Source organism: Blastomonas sp. AAP25 (assembly GCF_001295965.1).
Taxonomy (GTDB): Bacteria; Pseudomonadota; Alphaproteobacteria; order Sphingomonadales; family Sphingomonadaceae; genus Blastomonas; species Blastomonas fulva.
Window position 1 is genome coordinate 281,410 of sequence record NZ_LJHP01000002.1, and the last position, 20,527, is coordinate 301,936.

Sequence of the window (20,527 nt, forward strand, 5' to 3'; positions counted from 1 at the left end):
GCGGGCAGTCTGATGGAAAACTTCTGCTCGATTTCACCCCGTACTCAGGGCGAACGCAATCACCCCGTCAAATGACGAGATAATAATAGAAAAAGATCGAGCGGTTGATCATGCAGCCCACCTAGTTTTGGCTGATTGGACTGTCAATGCCCAATTTCCGCAACTGGGTCGTTTGCCGAATGGCAGGTTTTTTCTAGATAACCCCCTTAGCAGCCCACAAGCAATCCATTGTAGTAGCCTTCTTCCGCTACCCCGCTTGCCTGCGAAGGCAGGCATCCATCTCCTGCCCTCGCACCCGGCACAACGGTCGGGAGATGGGCCCCTGCCTTCGCAGGGGACCAAGTTGGTGCATCTTTTGCGGCAGAAGGGTTGGCTGGTGGCCATGTCCGCTAAATGGCCGGATCACAACAAAGAAACGGAACGCGTTCCCCTCCCTGCAAGGGAGGGGTTAGGGGTGGGTGCGAGCGGCAGCGAGCGGCGTTGCGTGAAATCGCCAGCGTTGCTGCCCCACCCCCAGTCCCTCCCTTTCAGGGAGGGGAGTTTAGAGTGCGCATTCCCACCTATGCGTTACGCCACCTGCGCCTGCGCAGCCGCAGCCACCACATCGAGCGGACGCACGATCAGCGTCACCCGGTCATGCCCCACCGCGACATTCAGCACATCGCCCGCCTGGACCACGATCGGCTCGGGGAAATTGTGCAGCATCTGCAGCCAGCCGCCGTCGGTATAGCCATCGGGGTGGTTGTCGAAGGTCACGCCCTCGGCCAGATCGACGTGCATCCACTGGACGATGCCGGTGGCGATGCCGTCGGCCTGCACGTCGATCTCGAGCAGATGCAGGTCGCTGGCATGGGCCTTGCGGGTGAGGTCGATGCTGACCAGTTCGACGTCCGCCGAGAGCCTGCGCCAGTCGGTCATCGTGCCGTGGATCGGCAATTTGGGCGAGGCGAGCGCGCCGAAGCGCGACAGGTCGAAGCCCGAAACCTGATCGACGAAGACATAGTCCGCTAGCACCGGACTTTCGACCAGGCAGCCGATAGCAGACGCCGCGCGCGGGATGACGATGGCATCTTCTTTCAGCAGCCGCGCATGCGCATCCTCGAAGGTGTCGATGACATGCTCGGTCAGCAGGTCGGATGAGAGGATTTCGGAGACCAGGATGTCGGCGCGCTCATCCAGATGCTCGCCGATCTCGAGCTCGGTCGAAGGCGCGGTGTGGACGGTGATCGCGTCCGAATAGCCGTTGTCGGCGATGATCTGGCGCGCCATGTCGGCGATCACCGGCACCACCTCGCACGCGGTGACCGATTGCGCCCCAGCGCGCGCGGCCATCATCGAGAGCAGCCCGCTGCCGGTGCCGATGTCGAGCACGCGCGCGTCCGGCCCGGCCTGTGCGATGGCAGCGCGGATCGCGGCCTCGAACGCATCGTTGCGGCGCACGTCGTTGAGCATCGGGATATGCCAGAAGGGGACCAGATCGGCGCTCAGCCGCCGGATTTGGTGTTCGATATGGATGTTGCCCGGTTGCAGCGCGAGCGCGCGGCGGAACTGGTCAAGAGCTTCTCCCTTGCGGCCTGCATCGGAGAGCATGACCGCAAGGTTGTTGGCGGCGACGGGGTTGGCGGGGTCGGCCTTGCAGCTCGCCTGCAGCGCGGTGATCGCCTCGTTCGGACGCCCGGTACGGCTGTAGATCAGCCCCTTTTCATGCAGCGCGACTGCATGATCGGGATCGAGCGCGAGCAGCATGTCCCATGCCTCGAGCGCCTCGTCGGTCGCGCCGCGATGGCCCAGAATTCCGGCGAGAATCGGAAGCACCTCGATCGTGCGATAGCCCTGCTCCACCACCATCCGATAGCGCGGTTCGGCCGCCGCGAGATTGCCCGCCTCCTGGAGCTGCATTGCCTCGTGCAACAGGGTCCGAGCGCTGACGATCTCGTGTGCGGTATCCGGCATAATCCCCCCGTAAAGCGGCGTTAAGACAATTTGCCGGACTATTAACGAGCAGGGTTAACAAAGCGTAACCGGGCAGGCCGCGGGGGTGCGAGGGTCGGTCGGGCCCTTAAAGCACCATGTAGAAATCAATGACCACATGGTCGGGTTTGCGGATTCCGCGCGCGATGAAGACGTGACGGTTCAGCCAGTCATGGGGGCCCGCAACCACCTCGAAACGCGGGGTGGTACGGAAATAATACAGCGAAGGATCGACATCTTCGCCCTCGGTCAGCTTCCTGGTCACTTCAGGCGTGGCGGTGCGGACGCCGCTGTTGACGACGCCGATCACCGTGCCGTCGCTGGCCTGGATCTGATAGCGGGCCCACACATCCGTGCGCCCATCGGAGCCGATCGCCTGCCAGTCGCCTCCACCGCCAAGCCCCTTCCCGGTGAGGCGGGGACCGTAGACGATGCCACTGTTGACGGGAATGAAGCGTTTGCGCTTGCCGTCGATCTCCCCCTGTTCCTGCGGCGAATCGATCATTCCGCGCAGCGAAAAGACATATTCGAGCGTTGGCGGCGGGGCGGATGGCCCAGCGGCCATCGGCGGGGCATCAGGATTTTCGTTGATCATTCAATGAATATATGCCGACCTCGCAAGCCGACGCAACCGCTAATTTGACGGCATCGACTTCGGTCGTCATGGGCACTTTTACGAAGGCCACCGGCGCGGATTCCCTTTTCGGGTTTTCTGGCCCTCACGGTGTTCCTTGACTCTGTTCCGGGGCAAGAGGATATATGGAACATAAGGTGAACACATGCCCCGATCCGAATCTCTCGAGTCTCTCAAAACCCGGATTGCCGGGATCGAACGCGCACGTGCCGTCGAGACGGCGGCGGTGGCGGGGACCGGCCATTCGGGTATCGACGGCGCGCTGGGCGGCGGGTTGGCGCGCGGGCGGGTGCATGAGGTGTTCGCGGCGCAGGCCGACGATGCGGGCTGCGCGGCGGGTTTTGTCGCGGGGCTGGCGATGAGACTGGGGGTAGGCCTGGGGGTGGGCCTGGGGACAGGATCGGGCGGCACTCTGGTGTGGCTGCGCGAGGCGCAGGCCGAAAGGCAGGGCGGCAGGCTGCACGCGCCGGGGCTGGTCGAGATCGGGCTCGATCCGGCGCGGGTGATCATCGGCGTGCTGCCCGATCCGCTCGCGGTTCTGCGCGCGGCGGCCGATGTGGTGCGCTGCCCCGAGGTCGGCGTTGCGGTGGTCGAACTGTGGCGCGAGCCGCGGCTGCTCGACCTGACCGCGAGCCGGCGGCTGGCGCTGGCGGCGGAAGCATCAGGGGTGACCGTGATCGGCTTGCGGATCGCCGCAGTGCCCTCGCCCAGCGCCGCGCAGACCCGCTGGCAGGTAGCCGCCGCGCCATCGTTGCCGATGGAGGCCAATGCGCCGGGCTATCCTGCCTGGAGAGTGGAATTGTTGCGCCAGCGCGGCCGCCCATCCGGCGGCGACTGGCGCGTGGAGTGGAACCGTGAACAAGCCTGTTTTGCAGACGCCGATGGGGTCGCCGATTTCGGCCCCGATGCCGGAGGATTCGCAGCCATCGCAGCGGCGCCATCTGGCGCTGTTCTTCCCTTTTCTGCCGGTCGACCGGTTGATGCGCCAAAAGACAACAGGAGAGCAGAACTGCGCTGGGCGGGATGAGACCCCTTTGGTGCTGGTCGAGAAGGTGCGCGGCGCGATGCGGATCGCGGCGACCTGCCCGCAGGCAGCCTCGCTCGGGCTGAGCGCGGGAATGGCGCTCGCCGATGCGCGCGCGCAGGTGCCGCTGCTCAGCGTGACCGATCATGACCCGGCGGCCGATCTCGCCTGGCTCGAGCGACTGGCCGATCACTGCGACCGCTTCACGCCTTTGGTGGCGATCGATGCGCCCGACGCGCTGGCGCTCGACATCACCGGCTGCGCGCATCTGTTCGGCGGCGAGGCGCCATTGCTCGCCGATGTCGCGCGGTTTCTAGCGCGGTGGAGCGATGACGTGCGGCTGGCGTGCGGCGACACCCCCGAGGCGGCGCAGGCGCTCGCCCGGTTCGCGCCTGCAGGCACGACGTTCGAGAGCGAGGATGCGACCTTACGCCGGCTGCCGGTTGCCGCTTTGCGGATCGAGGAAGAGACGCAGACCGCGCTGATCCGCACAGGGCTCAAGACCATCGGCGATCTGGCGATGCGGCCGAGCGCACCGCTCGCCGCGCGTTTCGGCGCCGATCTGGTCGACAGCCTCGACCGGCTGCTGGGCAGCGCCGACAGCCGCATCACCCCGCGCCGCGCCGCGCCTGCACTGCGCTTCGAGCGCCGCTTTGCCGAGCCGATCGCGCGCACCGAGGCGGCGATGGCGGCGATCGGCGAGCTCGCCGAGGAAGCGGCCGTCGAGCTCGAACAGCGCGGCATGGGCGGGCGGCGGTTCATCGCGCGGTTCTTCCGCAGCGATGGCCGCACCTATGACCTTGCCACCGAAAGCAGCCTGCCGATGCGCGACCCGGACGTGCTGATGCGGCTGCTTAATGAGCGGCTGGCGGCGCTCGCCGATCCGGTCGATCCGGGCTTCGGCTTCGACATGATCCGGCTGGCGGTCCCGCGCATCGAGCCGCTGACCCCGGCGCAGCTGCAGCTGGAAGGCGGGTGCGTGGCTGACGAGGCGATGGCCGAATTGGTCGACCGGTTGAGCACCCGGCTGGGGCGCGGCGCGATCCGCCGCTTCCAGCCGCACGACAGCCATGTGCCCGAGCAGGCGGCGCTCACCCTGCCTGCGGTCGATCTGCCCGCGCCTGCCGCCTGGGATGCGCCGCAGCAGGGTGAACCGCCAAGCCGCCCGATCCACCTGTTCGATCCGCCACAGCCGATCGAGGTCATCGCCGAGGTGCCCGATGGCCCGCCGCACCGCTTCCGCTGGCGGCGCAGCCAGCACCATGTCGTGCGCTTCGAGGGGCCTGAGCGGATCGCCGCGCAATGGTGGAAGCACGCGCCGGGCAAGAGCCCCGGCCTGACGCGCGACTATTACCGGGTGGAAGACGCGCGCGGACGGCGCTTCTGGATCTTCCGCCACGGGCTGTACGAGACCGAAAAGCCCGATCCGCGCTGGTATGTGCACGGTCTTTTCGCGTGATGCCTGCCCCCTTTGCTGAGCTCGTCACCGCGACCAACTACTCGTTCCTGCGCGGGGCATCGCACCCGGCGGAGATAGTCGCGCGCGCGCTCGAGCTCGGGCTGGCAGGGATCGGCATCGCCGACCGCAACACGGTGGCGGGCGTGGTCCGCGCGCATATCGCGCTGCGCGATGCGCACAAGGCGGCGGCAGAGATCGGCGTTCCTGCGCCCGCACTCAGGCTGGTGGTCGGCGCGCGATTGGTGTTTGCCGATGGGACCCCCGACATCATCGCCTATCCCGCGACGCGGCACGGGTGGGGGCGGCTGACCCGGCTGCTGACCTTGGGCAACCTGCGCGCCACCAAGGGCGATTGCACGCTGCACCTTGCCGACCTGCTCGAGCATCTCGACGACCTGCTGCTGATCGTGATCGCCGCGCCCACCGACGCCACCGTCCTGCACACTCTCCACACCGCCGCGCCAAACCGCGTGTGGATCGGAGCGACCATGCCACGCAGGGGCGCAGACCGCCGCCGTCTCGCCCGAATGATACGCCTCAGCGAAGACACAGGCGTTCCGCTGCTCGCCACCAACGATGTACTCTATGCCGCGCCCGAGCAACGCCCGCTGCACGATGTGCTGACCTGCATTGGCGCAGGCTGCACCATCGCCAATGCCGGGCGCAGGCTCGAGGCCAACGCCGAGCGCCACATCAAGCCGCCGTCGGAAATGGCGCGCCTGTTCGCCGACTGTCCGCAAGCGATCGCGCAAACCACCGCGCTGATCGAGCGCATCGCCTTCACGCTCGACGATCTGCGCTACCAGTACCCGCTCGAGCCCGTTCCCGAAGGATGGGAGGCGCAGGCCTGGCTCGAGCATATGGTGACCGAGGCGGCGCGCGATCGCTATGGCAGGGAACTGCCCGCGAAGGTGCGCAAGATGCTCGACGACGAGTTCAGCCTGATCGCCAAACAGAAATACGCCTGCTATTTCCTCACCGTGCACGATCTGGTGCGCTTCGCCCGCACCCGCGATCCGCCGATCCTGTGCCAGGGGCGCGGCTCTGCGGCCAACTCGATCGTCTGCTTCCTGCTCGGCGTCACCTCGGTCGATCCGGTGACGCACGACCTGCTGTTCTCGCGCTTCGTCTCCGAAGAACGCGCCGAGCCGCCCGATATCGATGTCGATTTCGAGCACGAGCGGCGCGAGGAGGTGATGCAGTACATCTACCAGCGCTATGGCCGCCATCGCGCCGGGATCGCCGCGACGGTGATCCACTACCGCCCGCGCAGCGCGGTGCGCGAGGTCGGCAAGGTGCTGGGCTTTTCCGAGGACATCACCGCGCGCCTCACCAGCACGATCTGGGGCAGTTTCTCGTCCTCGATGGAAGAGAAGCGTTATCACGAGGCCGGGTTCGATCCCGACAACCCCGATATCGTGCGCCTGCGCGATCTGGTCGACCAGATCCTGCACTTCCCGCGCCACCTCTCGCAGCATGTCGGCGGCTTCGTGCTGACCGAGGACCGGCTCGACGAGACCGTGCCGATCCACAACGCCGCGATGGACGAGCGCACCTTCATCGAGTGGGACAAGGACGATATCGACGCTTTGGGGCTGATGAAGGTCGATGTGCTGGCGCTGGGCATGCTCACCTGCATCCGCAAGGCGTTCGCGCTGATGCGGCAGCATGACCTGGGCGAGCACGACCTCACCGTCGATCTGGAGGCTGACGATCCTGCAGTCTATGACATGCTGTGCCGAGGCGACAGCATCGGCGTGTTCCAGGTCGAAAGCCGCGCGCAGATGAACATGCTGCCCCGCCTCAGGCCCCGCACGCTCTACGACCTCACCGTGCAGGTCGCCATCGTGCGCCCCGGGCCGATCGAGGGCGACATGGTCCACCCCTATCTGCGCCGCCGGTCGGGCATCGATCCGGTCGAATACCCCTCCCCCGCCCCGCCGCACGACCCCGATGAGCTGAAGACCCTGCTCGGGCAGACCTATGGCGTGCCGCTGTTCCAGGAGCAGGCGATGAAGCTCGCGATCGTCGCCGCGGACTTCACCCCGGGCGAGGCCAACCATCTGCGCCGCGCGATGGCGACCTTCCGCAATGTCGGCACGATGCACAACTTCCGCGAAAAGCTGGTCAAGGGCATGACCGCGCGCGGCTATACCGCCGAGTTCGCCGAACGCTGCTTCAAGCAGATCGAAGGCTTCGGGAGCTATGGCTTCCCGGAGAGCCACGCGCTGTCGTTCGCGCGACTGGTCTACGTGTCATCCTGGATCAAGTGCCACCAGCCTGCGGTCTTCGCCTGCGCATTGCTCAATTCGCAGCCGATGGGATTCTATGCGCCGGCACAGATCGTGCGCGATGTGCGCGAGCATCAGGTCGAGGTGCGCCCGATCGACATCAACGCCAGCGGCTGGGACAATGCGCTCGAGCGCGATGGCCATGGGCGGCTGGCGCTGCGGCTGGGCTATCGCCAGATGGATGGCTTCCGCAATGCCTGGGCCGAGGCTCTGGTGGCGGCGCGCGCCGAAATAGGGCGGTTCACCTCGGTCGAGATGCTCGCGCGCCGTGCCGACCTGCCGTCCGCCGCGCTGCGCCTGCTCGCCGATGCCGATGCGTTCGGCTCGCTCGGGCTGTCGCGGCGGCAGGCCCTGTGGGAGGTGCGGCGTACCCCTTCGGGCGAGCTGCCCTTGTTCGCCGCAGCCCGCGCGCGCGAACTGGGAGACGAGCCCGACATGCAACTGCCGATCATGCCCGCATCCGAAGAGGTGGTGACCGATTACCAGACGCTGCGCCTCTCGCTCAAGGACCACCCGATGCGCTTCCTGCGCGCTCGCTTGCGCGAAGACGGCGTGCTGTCGTGCGAGGACACCAACAATTCCAAGGCGGGCAAGACGGTGCGCACCGCCGGCATCGTCCTCGTCCGCCAGCGCCCCGGCAAGGGCAACGCCATCTTCGTCACGATCGAGGACGAGACGGGAATTACCAACATCGTCCTGTGGGCCCGCCTGTTCGAACGCTACCGCCGCGCGGTAATGGCCAGCCGCCTGATGCAGGTCGAAGGCGTGCTGCAACGCAGCCGCGAAGGCGTGGTGCATTTGATGGCGAACCGCGTGGTGGATCGGAGCGATCTGCTCGCGACGCTGACGGCAACGCGGGGGGATGGTGCGATGACGCCGCCTTTGGCGCGGGGGGATGAGGTGGCAAGGCCGGTGCCGTCACGCCATCCGCGGGATGCCAGGGTGCTGCCGAAGTCGCGGGATTTTCATTGAGGGAGTAAGCCTAATCAATACATAAGAATTCCGTCAGCTTATACCCAAGTTGGATTGCTTCTATCAATGTAGCGCTGCAGGATAGTCGATATTTGATTTATACCGTCTTTTCCTAATCGAGGACGACACGGGAATTTCAATGAACTTGGTGGGTTTGGCCAGATCTGACAGCTATCATGAAACCCTATCATGAAGCTCTTCTCTTCCAGGTGAACGTTCTCTATTCTCGTGCAAACCACTTGAAATACCGCTCTGCCTGCAATTAGAGTGACAACTTGCACATTTTTATGGGTACCCTCCAGCGGAGGATTAGGCTCTATTCCATTATAGGCTATACAATGCGAATGCCTGACAAAATATAAATAATCTTCACTTATATTTTCAGCTAGATAAAATCTGTAATAATTTGGAATTTGCAGATTTTTATAGAATAAGGTTCGGTCTGACTGAGGTGTAAGCACTACATCCTGAGCATCATGTTCGACAACCATAACTTTCAAAGTCAGCCACTTTGCCAGAACCTCTAAATTCCTTTGTGTCAGAATTATAAATTTTCCAGAAACGACGGATCCCAAAAATAGCTTTGCTTCACCCTCAATACGATTCATCCATCCATTATTACAAGTAGAACAGACAGCCCTTACTCTTACTGTTCTAATGTCACCCTGCCTACCTATGGGTCCCGAAATTTTAAGTCCGGATTTTGGACTAAAATTGTGAACTTCCTTGTTATGGGATGCATCTGACGCTGCGGACTCAAGGTGCTTATGCATCCAGACCGGCCACATATGCTCTTTGCTATTAGCGTTTGCCCCACAAAAAATGCATTTCCTGACCAGTTTCGGCATAATTTATATACTAGTCATTCGAACATTAGATTAACAATAGATTCAGTTGTGAAAACTCAAAAAACTGAGCCAAGGAAAGTTTCCTGAGCAAAATGGATACCTCTACGAATGCCTTCGCTGCGGACCTGATCGCCAGCATGACCGAAGCCGCCGCGCATGCGCGTGGTGAGGAGACAGGCGCGCGCGAGCATGTGGTCGAGGTGCCCGCTGTGCGCGCAATCCGCGAGGCGTTGGGCTTGTCGCAACAGGCATTTGCCAGCGCGTACCGCATTCCGCTCGCCACGCTCAAGGGTTGGGAACAGGGCCGCCGTCATCCCGATACCACCGCAAGCGCCTATCTGAGCGTCATCGCCCGGATGCCCGCCTCAAGGGTTGGGAACAGGGCCGCCGTCATCCCGATGCCACCGCCAGCGCCTATCTGAGCGTCATCGCCCGGATGCCCGATGCCGCACGGGAGGCGTTGAAGGCCGCCTGACGCTGCGCTCGCGCGCAATCCCCATTGACCTCCCCCCTCCACCCCCTACCCTCTCTGCGCGCACCCACAGGAGAGCCCGCCATGACCGCCACCACCGCCGACCCCAACGAACTCAAGGGCGAAGACTGGGCAGGCGAGATGGGGATAAAGTGGCTCACCCATATCGACCGGTTCGAGGGCATGATCGCGCCGATCGGCGACGCGCTGCTGTCGCGCGCGGCGATTGCTCCGGGGCAGCGGGTGATCGATCTGGGGTGCGGCGGGGGGTTGACCTCGCTTGCGGCAGCGCGGGCGACGGGGCCGGAGGGTGCGGTGCTGGGGCTGGATATCTCGCCCGATCTGATCGACGCGGCCCGCCGCCGCGCCATCGATCACCCCAACGTCAGCTTCGTCTGCGCCGATGCCGCCACCGTCGCGCTCGACACCCCCTATGACCGGCCCTATGACGGGCTGATCTCGCGCTTCGGGTCGATGTTCTTTGCCGAGCCCTATGCCGCTTTCACCAACCTGCACGGTCTGATCAAACCCGGCGGGCGGATCGATCTGGCGATCTGGGCGGCGCCGCGCGACAATCCGTGGATGATGGAGCTGATGGGGGTCGCGCGCTCGCATATCGACATCCCCTCGCCCGATCCGCGCGCGCCGGGCCCGTTCGCCTTTTCCGATCTCGATTATGTTCGCGACATCCTGGCGCACGCCGGGTTCTCCGCGCCCGACATTGAGGTGTATCAGGGCGAGCAGGCGATCGGTGGCCCCGGGGCCTCTCCGGATGACGCTGCAGACTTTGCGCTCGCCTCGATGGCGATCGGCCGCGCGCTCGCCGAAGCGGGCGACGACGTGCTCGCCCGCGCTCGCGCCGATCTCGTCACGCTGTTCGAAAAGCGCCATGTGCCGGGCAAGGGCGTGATGATGGCCAACAAGGTGTGGCTGCTCACCGCGACGGCCTGAGGCCCCCCGCAACCTTCGCTCACCCGTCGCGCTTCACTCGCGCACGTTCGCCACGTTGTACTGGAACACCTCGTCCTGCGTCAGGCAGCGGCGGGTAGACTGATCGCCGCCGCCGCTCGCCACCGCCTTCTGCTTGTACATGATGTCGGTCAGCAACTTGCGCGAGACGCCCATGCGGATGAGGAAATCATTGTCCTCGCTGGCGAGCAATGCGCTTTCCTGCTCGATGTCGCCGATCAGCTCGACCGTGGTGTCGGTGCCCAAGGCGACAGATTGATCGATCGCGGCGCGGTCGTTGGTCATGGTGAACATGTGCACCATGAAGTTGCCGCCGGGCTCGACCACGCGCAGCTGGCCGCCCATGAACACGAAGTTGCACGCCGAAAAACAGGTCCAGCCCGCCGGAATGCGCGTCACCAGCCCGGGGTTGCCACGGATCAGCCTGCCTGCGGCATTCCCTGCGCGCGCGTTGCCGCCGGGCGAACGCAGCCAGATCTCGGCGATGTCGGGATTGTCGCTCAGCGCCTTTTTGAGCCGGTCAGGCAATGTCTGGTCGATCGGCCCCTCGGCGAGCAGCACCTGCGCGCCGCCCTTCTTGACGACCTTGAGCGTCATGGTCTTGTTGGCCGACCAGTCGGGCGACCGGGGGCAGCTGGGATTGGCCGGGTCCATCTGTGCCGGGCTCTGCGCGCACAGCAGCGCCGCCGACAGCGCCAGCAGCAGGGATCGGCGGGCGGTCCGCATCCTGTCAGGCCTGCGCGATTTCATAGCGCGCTGCGCCCGGCTTCTTGCACATCTTCTTCGACACCGTGGTCTCCTCGCCCTCGACGATGATGACATCGTTGACATTCATGCAGGTCGATCCGTCCGCGAGCTGGGTCTTGCCCACCACGGTGGAGGTTCCCGACACGTCCTTGCGGGTCTCGCTGGTCCAGGTCGAGCTGCTCCCCACCTCCTCGCCGCGCGTCGCCTCCAACGTGGCATCGGCGGCCTTTTTCTGCTCCTCGGGCTCCAGCTTGCACGCGATGGCGTCGGTGAGCAGCCCGGCGACTTCCGGCACCGGCAGGAAATTGGCGATGCCGCCGATCCGCCCGGTGACGCTGCCCAGCATGCCGCCGATGACCGAACGGCCCACCGACTTGCCCGCGCTGTCGTCGCACCCGGTGGCGCTCTTGCCGCTGGCCCTGGGCTTGCTGCGCAACAGGCCGCCGAATTGCGCCGCCGCCGGCGCCGGCAGGGCCATAGCGATCATCGCCGCCAACGCTGCGGACCGCATCGTGATGTTCAAGACATTCGCACCCATCGCAAGCTTCTCCTGACAGGAACTGCTATCGACCCTGACGCATCGTACCGTAGCGTCCGTGACCGGTCAAACCATGACCCGGATCACAGCTGCACCGATGGCCCGAAAGTTGCCATGGGGGATAGGACATATCCGCCCTGGCGCGATCCAGCCCCCTGTATTTGCAGTTCATTAACCAAAATGACGGACAAGGGCGCATGTTCGTCCGGCTCCGACTTTGGCACAATTCGCTGTCGATCAGCGCGCGGACGGCGTGGAGCATGGCCGTCGGCCTGACGCTCGTCATCGCCGCGACTGCTGTGGTGGCCTTTGGGCAGGAGCAGAACACCGCCATCGATGAGTCTCTGGTGCGGCTGGATCAGCGCAACGCAAAGATCGTCGACGAGCTGGCCCAGCGCTTCGACCGCATCGCCCGGACCCAGGCCCGCGCCATCGATCTGTTCCGTGCCGAGCGTGCGACGCTGACGCCCGCACAGGCGCGGCGCGAGTTCGATGCGCTCTATCCGCTCGGCGCCGATGGCACCCGCCGCAGCACCGATGTGATGTTCGACGGTGGCCGCACCGCGATCGGCCATGTCGAGGGCATGGCGGCCTTTGTCCCCGGCGGCGTGGCCAACGATCTTGAGGCGGTGCGCGACATGGTCGCGGCAACCCATGCGGTTCGCGCGCTGGGCGAAGGCAGCCGGTTCGAGATCGAGAGCCTGTATTTCTTCACCCCGGCCAACGCCATGGTGATCTTCGCCCCCGACCGCCCAGACCGGCTGGAATATTACCGCAGGACCGCGCCTGCCAGCTTCGGTTTCCAGGACGCCGAGTTCGCGACCATTTCCACCCAGACGGCCAACCCGGCCCGATCCATGTTGTGCACCGGCCTGCAATCGCTGATATCGCTGCAGAACCGGCAGGTGTGGACGACCGGCTGCATGACCCCCGTCGATCGCGACGGGCGGCATATAGGCACCTTCGGCACCTCGATGCCGCTCGATCAGGTGGTGCCTGCCGGACATTTTGCCGACAACAGCGACGACAACGTCATCCTGGTGTCGCGCGAAGGGCGGCTGATCTATCACCCCGAATACACGCTGCAGCACAGCAGCAGGACCGGCCAGTATCTCGATATCACCACCAGCGACAAGCCCGAGCTGCGGGCGCTGTGGGCGCTGGTGCGCAAGCACGGCAAGTCCGGATTCACCGGCAAGGCGGACGATCTCGACGCCTATGTCTCGCTGCAGGCGATCCCGGGCGCGGGCTGGTATGCACTGACCGTCAAGCCCGAAAGGCTGATCCTGGCAGAGGCGCTGCGGCCCATTCCGCGGATCGCGGGGATGGCGGTGGTTGCCTTGTTCGTGTGCATTCTGGCGGTGACGCTGGCCTTGCGCAGCCTGGTCGGCAAGCCCCTGCGGCGGCTGACGCGCGATGCGCAGCGCATCACCCGCGAGCTGGCCAACGATGCGATCCTGGTGCTGCCCGATCGCGACAGGAGCAGCAACGAGGTCACCCGGCTGGTCCGCTGGTTCGAAACCATGGCAAGCGCCATCCGCCAGTCGCACAGCCTGCTGGAAGAGCGGGTGGCGGAGCGTACATCCGCGCTCAACCAAGCCAACGATAAGCTGCGCCTGCTGTCCGAGATCGATCCGCTGACCGGCATCGCCAACCGGCGCAAGATTCTGGCCGAGCTGGATGACCGGCTGACCCGCGTGCGCGCGGGCAGCGCGATGGCGGTGCTGGTGGTGGATGTCGACAACTTCAAGGCGATCAACGACCGCCATGGCCATGTTGCCGGCGACGATGCGTTGCGCGTGCTGGCGCAGCAAATGCAGTCGCTGCTGCGGCCGGGCGATGCGCTGGGCCGCATGGGCGGCGAGGAGTTCGTGATCATCCTCGATCGCGCGCGCCCGGTGATCGCCGATGCCATTGCCGAACGCATCCGCGCCGCGATCGCCCGCAACAGCTTCGAGGTGCATGGCAATCTGGCGCTCAGCATTACGGTCAGCATCGGGGTGGCCAACTGGCATCCGGGCGACACCGCGCGGGCGCTGTACGCTCGGGCCGATGGCGCGCTGTACCAGGCCAAGACCGCAGGCCGCAATTGCGCGATCACCAGCCGTCATGTGCCGGGGGCAGAGCGCAGCGCGGCGTGATGCGGGCGGTGCGCCGGGCCGGTTTTGCGGCCCTGCCTTGTTTGCCTGGCATGGCCTCGCGGCTCTGGCGAATATGCTGGATCTGTGTGGTGCGGGCGGGGGGACTCGAACCCCCACGGGCAAAGCCCGACGGATTTTAAGTCCGTTGCGTCTACCATTCCGCCACGCCCGCCAACCGCAGGCGTCTATAGGCCGAGAAGGTTTTAGCCGACAAGCTTAGAAAAACCCCGGACGGTGCCGGGCGGGTGTCTCAATCGGTATTGAGGCGCGCGCGCATTTCCTTGCCGGGCTTGAAATAGGGCACGCGCTTGCCGGGCACATCAACCGCCTCGCCGGTGCGCGGGTTGCGGCCCTTGCGCGGCTCGCGCGAGCGGGTCGAGAACGCGCCGAAACCGCGCAGTTCTACCCGGCCACCTTCGGCCAGCCGCTGAATGATGTTGTTGAAAAAGATATCCAGGATCTTTTCGATCTCGTCAGGACGAAGACCGGGGTTTTCCTCTGCCAGATGTTGTAGCAGTTCCGATCGTATCACGGGCCAATCTCCTGCAATTCAATATGCGACGGGACGCGCACCAAGGAAAATCGCCGCGTGCGGTTCCCCCCAACATTATCGAATTGACCAGCCCCCCGACAAGCCAAAGCGCCGGCTGACAAGCAGGCGCGTATGTGTGTGCCGAACACCGGTGAAGCGGAAATCCAGCACCGTAATGCTGTCAGAAATTGTTTGCCGTTTCAACGCCGTTCTTGCCCGACGGTGCTGGCAAGCGACAGATGGTACACAAAAAAGGGCACCGGCGGTGTGCCGGTGCCCCTTTTTGAAACGGTGTCAGCCTTGAAGGCTGGCCGCCTGGCTGATCAATCTTCGCGCTGCTTGAGAGCCGCACCCAGAATGTCACCCAGCGACGCGCCCGAGTCGGACGAGCCATACTGCGCCACAGCCTGCTTTTCTTCAGCCAGCTGATGCGCCTTGACCGAGAAGGTCGGCTTGCGCGACCGATCGAAACCGGTGACCATCGCGTCGAGCTTCTGGCCAACCTGGAAGCGGTCGGGACGCTGTTCGTCGCGGTCGCGGCCCAGATCGTTGCGCTTGATGAAGCCGGTGGCTCCATCTTCGCCAACCTGGACTTCCAGACCACCGTCGCGCACTTCGAGCACGGTGACGGTGACGACTTCGTTCTTGCGCAGGGTCGAGCTGTCCGATCCACCAACGGCCGGAGCACCCTTTTCGAGCTGCTTCATGCCGAGCGAGATACGCTCCTTTTCGACATCCACGTCCAGGACGATCGCCTTGACCTGCTCACCCTTGAGGTGGAGGTTGAGCGCGTCTTCACCCGAAATGCCCCATGCGATATCCGACATGTGGACCATGCCGTCGACATCGCCATCCAGGCCGATGAACAGACCGAATTCGGTCGCGTTCTTGACTTCGCCTTCGACGACGCTGCCAACCGGGTGCTTGTCTGCGAAAGCGTCCCAGGGGTTCGACTGCGCCTGCTTGAGGCCCAGCGAGATACGGCGCTTTTCGGCGTCGACTTCCAGAACGATGACATCGACTTCCTGGCTGGTCGAAACGATCTTGCCGGGGTGGACGTTCTTCTTGGTCCAGGACATTTCCGAAACGTGGACCAGGCCTTCGATGCCGGGTTCCAGTTCGACGAATGCACCGTATTCGGTGATGTTGGTGACAGCACCGCTGAGCTTGGCACCGATGGGATACTTGACGCTGGCGCCTTCCCACGGATCGCTTTCGAGCTGCTTCATGCCCAGCGAGATACGCTGCGTTTCCGAATTGATGCGGATGATTTGCACCTTGACGGTCTCACCGATGGTGATCGCTTCGCTGGGGTGGTTGATGCGCTTGTAGCTGATGTCGGTGACATGCAGCAGGCCATCGATGCCGCCCAGATCGACGAACGCACCGTAATCGGTGATGTTCTTGACGATACCGTCGATGATCTGGCCTTCGGCCAGCGACTGGATGAGGCCGGTGCGCTGTTCTGCGCGGGTTTCCTCCAGAACGGCGCGACGCGAGACAACGATGTTGCCACGGCGACGGTCCATCTTGAGGATCTGGAACGGCTGCGGAATGTCCATCAGCGGGGTAACATCGCGCACGGGGCGGATGTCGACCTGGCTGCCGGGCAGGAAGGCCACGGCGCCGTCGAGATCGACGGTGAAGCCGCCCTTGACGCGACCGAAGATCACGCCTTCGACGCGCTTGCCTTCGCCAAATTCGCTTTCCAGCTTGTCCCATGCAGCTTCGCGGCGTGCGCGGTCGCGCGACAGCATCGCTTCGCCATCGGCATTTTCGATGCGGTCGACATAGACTTCGACTTCATCGCCAACCTTGAGGCCGTGGTCCTGGCCGGGCGCTGCGAATTCACGCAGGGCCACGCGGCCTTCCGACTTCAGGCCAACATCGATGACCGCCTTGTCGTTTTCGATCGCGGTAACCGTGCCCTTGACGACGCGGCCTTCAAAACCGCCATCGGCAGCTGCGCCGCCACCAAGCGATTCGTCGAGAAGTGCCGCAAAATCATCGCGGCTGGGAAATGCCGTAGAGGCCATAAATCCTGTATTCCTTAAACTGTTTTGTCCGGCCAGCCGGTTGTCTCCGGCGGTCTTGGCCTAACCTGCCCCCCGGGCCGAATGCACCGGAAAGCGCCCAAAAACCGTGTGTTCCGGCGGCGGCAGACAGATATGCGAAAAGCGCGAACGATCGCGCGGGCCGATATCGGCGCGGGCGATGTTCACGATGATCGAAACATCTAAGACTGGGGCGAATGTCCGCCCTGCGTCCTGCCGTTCACCAGCTCTATGGCTCTTTGAACGGCCTGCCCTATAGTCAAATCGCTGGTATCAAGCAAGAGCGCGTCACAGGCGGGCTTGAGCGGGGCGATCGACCGTCCGGAGTCCCTCGCATCGCGCGCGGCAAGGTCGGCGACGATCTCTTCCAGCGTCACATCTTCGCCCCGGCCCAGCATCTCGTTGCACCGCCTCCCGGCCCGCGCAGCGACGCTGGCGGTGACGAACAATTTGGCGTCCGCCTCGGGCGCGATCACCGTGCCGATATCGCGTCCGTCGAGCACCGCGCCGCCCGGCTGCCGCGCGAAGCTGCGCTGCCGCTCGAGCAATGCAGCGCGCACCGCAGGATGGCGCGAGGCGCGACTGGCAAGCCCGCCTGCGGTTTCAGAGCGCAGATGCGCGTCGGCGAGCAGCGCGTCATCGAACGCGCAGCCTGCCAGCGCCTCGTCCGGATTGTCGGGGTCACCGCCCAGCCGCACCGCGTTCACCCCGACCGCGCGATAGAGCAGCCCGGTATCGAGATGCGGCAGTCCGAAATGCGCGGCGAGAGCCTTGGCGATCGTTCCCTTGCCGCTGGCGGTGGGTCCATCAACGGCGATGATCATGGCTGCTGCCCCTCCGGCGCCGCCTGCTGCTTGGCCAGCTCAGCCTCGAACTGTGCTGCCATGCGCGTGTTGAAGCTTTGCAGTTCTTGTCCGTTCACGAACGCGCTTGCATCCCCGGCGATCTGCCGTTTGCATTTGTCGTGCAAGTCAAAGAAATTGTCGTGATTGGCCAGAAAGATATCGGCCTTCATCGCCTTCACCTTGGCGAAGGTGCTGCGATACGCGGCAACCATGCCGGGATAGGCTTCGGGCACCAGCGACTGCCCTGCAACCGTGGCGCTGCAGTGCACGAACACGCTGCGTGTCGTGTTCGCATCGTTCACCGTGGTTGACCACGAGGTGCACCCCGGCGAGTGCCCCGGCGTCATATGCGCGGTCAGCGTCGTGCCACCCAGCGTGATGGCCTCGCCATCGCCGATCACACGATCAACCCGCACCGGCGGAAAGCGCATGCCCTGGCTGGGTCCGTGATCGATCGCGCCTGCCTCCAGAAACGGCCTGTCGGCGGCACTGGCGAGCATCTGCGCGCCGCTCGCCCGCTGCAGCCCGGCAAGGCCGCCGGCGTGATCGATGTGTGCGTGGGTGTTGAGCAGGTACTTCACATCGCCAATGTCGAAGCCCAGCGTCTTGATGTTGGCGATGATCTGCGGGACCGATTGCGCCAGCACGCCATCGATCAGCACATGCCCCTCCGGCGTGGTGATCAGAAAGGCGCTGACCGTCTCGGTGCCGACATAATGCAGGTTGCCGGCAATGGTGAACGGATCGAACGGTTCATTCCAGCGCCCCCCCTTGGCAAAGCCTTCAATGGGCGCAGCCTGGGCTGCATCGATCTCGGCATCCTTGGCCAGGCGCGATGAGGACGCTTCCGGCTGCAGTGCCACACCCGCTGTACCCACGACGGCGAGCATCGCTGTGATCAACATGCGCCTCATCCCTTGGTCCCCTCCCGGTCCACCCCTGCCCGCCGATCCCTGATCGCCTTGACCAGGCCGACCAGCGCGATCCCGGCCCATGCGGTTTCGAGAATCGTCGCTGCCAGATTGAAATGCACCGACAGCGACGTCAGCAACAGGATCGCGCCTGCCAGATTGACGGCGTTGAACAGCAACTTGTCGATCTTCTCGACCTTGTTGGCATAAGCAAAGGCGCCGATGAACAGCACGCTGCCCATCACGCCGAGGATATCGGCCACCAGTGGGCTCATGCCGCGCCCGTGCTGCGGCTGAGCAGGTTCAGAAAATCGGGGAAGCTGGTGGCGATCGGCGCAGTGTCATCCACGTCCACGCCTTGCTCGCTGACCAGCCCCGCCACGGCAAAGCTCATCGCGATGCGGTGGTCGAGCAGGGTCGCCACCGGGCCGCCGCCGCGCAAGGATGCGCCGCCGCTGCCGGTGATCAAAAGGCCATCCTCGCGCTCCTCGACATCCACGCCGATCGCCTCGAGCCCGCGCGCCATCGTCGCCAGCCGGTCCGATTCCTTGACCCGCAGCTCGTCGAGGCCACTGGTGACCGTGGTGCCGCTGGCCATGGCGGCGGCGATGAAGAACACCGGAAACTCGTCGACCATGCTGGGCACGATCGCAGGATCGACGGTGATCCTGCTGAGAGCGCTCGCCCGCACGCGCAGGTCGGCGACCGGCTCGCCGCCGACGGTGCGTGCGTTCAACCGCTCGATCTGGCCGCCCATCTGCTCGAGCACGGTGATGATCCCGGTGCGGGTGACGTTCATGCCGACATTCTCGATTGTCAGGTCCGACCCCGGCACGATCAATGCTGCGACGATGAAGAACGCGGCGGACGAGGGATCGCCCGGCACCTCGATGTCCTGCGCGGTCAGGTCGCATGGCCCGGTGACATGGATATGGCGCACGCCATCGGCATCGGTCTCCACGGTCAGGTCTGCGCCGAACCCCTTGAGCATCTTTTCGCTGTGATCGCGCGTCGCCACCGGCTCGATCACCGTCGTGGTGCCCGGCGTGTTGAGCGCGGCGAGCAGGATCGCGGACTTCACCTGTGCCGAGGCGACCGGCAGCCGGTAGCTGATCGGCACCGCAGGGCTGATCCCGCGCACCATCAGCGGCAGCGTGCCGCCGGGGCTCGCGTTGAATTCCGCCCCCATCTCGCCCAGCGGATCGGTGACCCGCGCCATCGGACGGCGGCTCAACGATGCATCGCCGGTGAACATCGCGGTGATCGGGTGGCTCGCGACCAGCCCCATCAGCAGCCGCGTCGAGGTGCCACTGTTGCCCATGTCGAGCGCCTGGGCCGGTTGAATCAACCCGCCCACGCCCACGCCGTGCACCGTCCAGATGCCATCTGCGCCGCGCTCGATCCGCGCGCCCATCGCGCGCATTGCGGCCGCCGTGGCAAGTACGTCCTCTCCCTCGAGCAGCCCCGAGATCCGGCTCTGGCCGACGCACAGCGCAGACAGCATCAGCGCGCGATGGGAGATCGACTTGTCGCCGGGCACGCGAATGGTGCCGGTGAGCGGCCCGGATCGCGCGAAACGGCGCGGGACCGGTGCCTGGTCTGCTGAATGGGCCATGGGATGAAACAAATTCCGGTTGGGCATGGGGCTGCCAGAGGTGAATTGCGACGCAGCTTTTGACAGCGGCATAAAGCTATGGCAAGGCGCACGCCGATTTTCCTGTTGCGGCGCACCCGCGCTGCGGGCTGGAAATATGCAACCTTCTCCTTACATCTATGATGTTATTGAACCTGAGGCATTATTCATGATCAAGCCTGAATGGGGCGCCAAGCACAGCTGCCCGAAATGCGGCACCCGCTTTTATGACCTTGGCAAGGACGACCCTGTATCCTGCATCAACTGCGGAAACAGCTGGACCCCCGAGCCCGTGCTCAAGTCCAAGCAGCCGCTGCCCTTCGAGGAAGAAAAGAAGAAGGTCATCGAGAAGGAGGACGTGGATCTTGCCGACGAGGATCTGGACATCGACGAGGACGGCGATTCGCCGGACAACGATGTCGACCTGGGCGGAGACGACGACCTGGGCGTCGCAGCAGCCGACGACAAGGACGAAGAAAGCTGAGA

18 protein-coding genes and 1 tRNA gene are annotated in these 20,527 nt (G+C 64.5%); 7 read left to right on the forward strand and 12 right to left on the reverse strand.

Going from position 1 to position 20,527, the window contains the following annotated elements; genetic code table 11:
- Window positions 1-567: 567 nt before the first annotated feature.
- Both IP68_RS03230 and IP68_RS03235 read right to left on the reverse strand, forming a co-directional pair.
- Window positions 568-1,953: a protein arginine N-methyltransferase gene (locus tag IP68_RS03230; protein WP_054133514.1), complete on the reverse strand. Its 1,386-nt coding sequence runs from the start codon at window positions 1,951-1,953 to the stop codon at window positions 568-570.
- Between the two features lie 106 nt (window positions 1,954-2,059).
- The gene (locus IP68_RS03235; RefSeq protein WP_054133515.1) at window positions 2,060-2,566 is read right to left on the reverse strand and encodes a DUF3237 domain-containing protein; all 507 of its coding nucleotides are present in this window, start codon (window positions 2,564-2,566) and stop codon (window positions 2,060-2,062) included.
- Window positions 2,567-2,750: 184 nt separating this feature from the next.
- Here IP68_RS03235 and IP68_RS20570 point away from each other — a divergent pair, with 184 nt between their 5' ends.
- Genes IP68_RS20570 through IP68_RS03250 form a run of 3 tightly spaced genes read left to right on the forward strand, consistent with a single transcriptional unit; the run spans window position 2,751 to window position 8,351 of the window.
- Window positions 2,751-3,632: an ImuA family protein gene (locus tag IP68_RS20570; protein WP_054133516.1), complete on the forward strand. Its 882-nt coding sequence runs from the start codon at window positions 2,751-2,753 to the stop codon at window positions 3,630-3,632.
- Window positions 3,586-5,088, forward strand: a complete 1,503-nt coding sequence (locus IP68_RS03245) for a DNA polymerase Y family protein (RefSeq protein WP_054133686.1) — start codon at window positions 3,586-3,588, stop codon at window positions 5,086-5,088. Before IP68_RS20570 ends, IP68_RS03245 begins: the two co-directional genes overlap by 47 nt.
- On the forward strand, window positions 5,088-8,351 hold the full coding sequence (locus tag IP68_RS03250) for an error-prone DNA polymerase (RefSeq protein ID WP_231683684.1): 3,264 nt from the start codon (window positions 5,088-5,090) through the stop codon (window positions 8,349-8,351). The genes IP68_RS03245 and IP68_RS03250 overlap by 1 nt, the downstream gene beginning before the upstream one ends.
- 38 nt (window positions 8,352-8,389) lie before the next feature.
- On the opposite strand, the gene IP68_RS20070 is transcribed toward IP68_RS03250, so the two are convergent.
- Window positions 8,390-8,959: a hypothetical protein gene (locus IP68_RS20070; protein WP_156317915.1), complete on the reverse strand. Its 570-nt coding sequence runs from the start codon at window positions 8,957-8,959 to the stop codon at window positions 8,390-8,392.
- A 332-nt stretch (window positions 8,960-9,291) separates the two neighbouring features.
- On the opposite strand from IP68_RS20070, the gene IP68_RS03255 reads away from it, so the two are divergent.
- Together IP68_RS03255 and IP68_RS03260 are read left to right on the forward strand one after the other, a co-directional pair.
- Entirely contained in the window at window positions 9,292-9,621 is a 330-nt protein-coding gene (locus IP68_RS03255; protein ID WP_054133517.1) for a DNA-binding transcriptional regulator, read from the forward strand.
- 134 nt (window positions 9,622-9,755) lie between these two features.
- Window positions 9,756-10,622 carry a class I SAM-dependent methyltransferase gene (locus tag IP68_RS03260; RefSeq protein ID WP_054133518.1) on the forward strand — a complete coding sequence of 289 codons (867 nt, stop codon included), beginning with the start codon at window positions 9,756-9,758 and terminating at the stop codon, window positions 10,620-10,622.
- Between the two features lie 33 nt (window positions 10,623-10,655).
- Here IP68_RS03260 and IP68_RS03265 read toward each other — a convergent pair whose 3' ends face one another.
- Together IP68_RS03265 and IP68_RS03270 are read right to left on the reverse strand one after the other, a co-directional pair.
- Window positions 10,656-11,366: a hypothetical protein gene (locus IP68_RS03265; protein ID WP_231683657.1), complete on the reverse strand. Its 711-nt coding sequence runs from the start codon at window positions 11,364-11,366 to the stop codon at window positions 10,656-10,658.
- A 4-nt stretch (window positions 11,367-11,370) separates the two neighbouring features.
- Complete coding sequence (locus IP68_RS03270; protein WP_231683659.1) at window positions 11,371-11,925, reverse strand: hypothetical protein; 555 nt, start codon at window positions 11,923-11,925, stop codon at window positions 11,371-11,373.
- 197 nt (window positions 11,926-12,122) lie between these two features.
- Here IP68_RS03270 and IP68_RS03275 point away from each other — a divergent pair, with 197 nt between their 5' ends.
- The gene (locus tag IP68_RS03275; protein WP_054133519.1) at window positions 12,123-14,066 is read left to right on the forward strand and encodes a GGDEF domain-containing protein; all 1,944 of its coding nucleotides are present in this window, start codon (window positions 12,123-12,125) and stop codon (window positions 14,064-14,066) included.
- Between the two features lie 87 nt (window positions 14,067-14,153).
- Here IP68_RS03275 and IP68_RS03280 read toward each other — a convergent pair.
- From IP68_RS03280 to aroA, 7 genes are all read right to left on the reverse strand, one after another.
- Window positions 14,154-14,238: transfer RNA gene (locus IP68_RS03280), tRNA-Leu, on the reverse strand.
- Window positions 14,239-14,316: 78 nt separating this feature from the next.
- Complete coding sequence (locus tag IP68_RS03285; protein WP_054133520.1) at window positions 14,317-14,598, reverse strand: integration host factor subunit beta; 282 nt, start codon at window positions 14,596-14,598, stop codon at window positions 14,317-14,319.
- A 323-nt stretch (window positions 14,599-14,921) separates the two neighbouring features.
- Window positions 14,922-16,634, reverse strand: coding sequence for a 30S ribosomal protein S1 (gene rpsA, locus IP68_RS03290; RefSeq protein ID WP_054133521.1), 1,713 nt, complete (start codon window positions 16,632-16,634; stop codon window positions 14,922-14,924).
- Window positions 16,635-16,834: 200 nt separating this feature from the next.
- A complete protein-coding gene (locus IP68_RS03295; protein ID WP_054133522.1) occupies window positions 16,835-17,476 on the reverse strand; it encodes a d(CMP) kinase in 642 nt (213 codons plus the stop codon).
- Entirely contained in the window at window positions 17,473-18,402 is a 930-nt protein-coding gene (gene bla, locus IP68_RS03300; protein ID WP_197275707.1) for a subclass B3 metallo-beta-lactamase, read from the reverse strand. The genes IP68_RS03295 and bla overlap by 4 nt, the downstream gene beginning before the upstream one ends.
- 5 nt (window positions 18,403-18,407) lie before the next feature.
- Window positions 18,408-18,683 carry a hypothetical protein gene (locus tag IP68_RS03305; RefSeq protein ID WP_054133524.1) on the reverse strand — a complete coding sequence of 92 codons (276 nt, stop codon included), beginning with the start codon at window positions 18,681-18,683 and terminating at the stop codon, window positions 18,408-18,410.
- Entirely contained in the window at window positions 18,680-20,023 is a 1,344-nt protein-coding gene (aroA, locus tag IP68_RS03310) for a 3-phosphoshikimate 1-carboxyvinyltransferase (protein WP_054133525.1), read from the reverse strand. Before aroA ends, IP68_RS03305 begins: the two co-directional genes overlap by 4 nt.
- Before the next feature lie 187 nt (window positions 20,024-20,210).
- Here aroA and IP68_RS03315 point away from each other — a divergent pair, with 187 nt between their 5' ends.
- Window positions 20,211-20,525 (forward strand): FYDLN acid domain-containing protein, encoded by a 315-nt coding sequence (locus IP68_RS03315; RefSeq protein WP_054133526.1) that lies wholly within the window; start codon window positions 20,211-20,213, stop codon window positions 20,523-20,525.
- The last annotated feature ends 2 nt before the right edge of the window (window positions 20,526-20,527 follow it).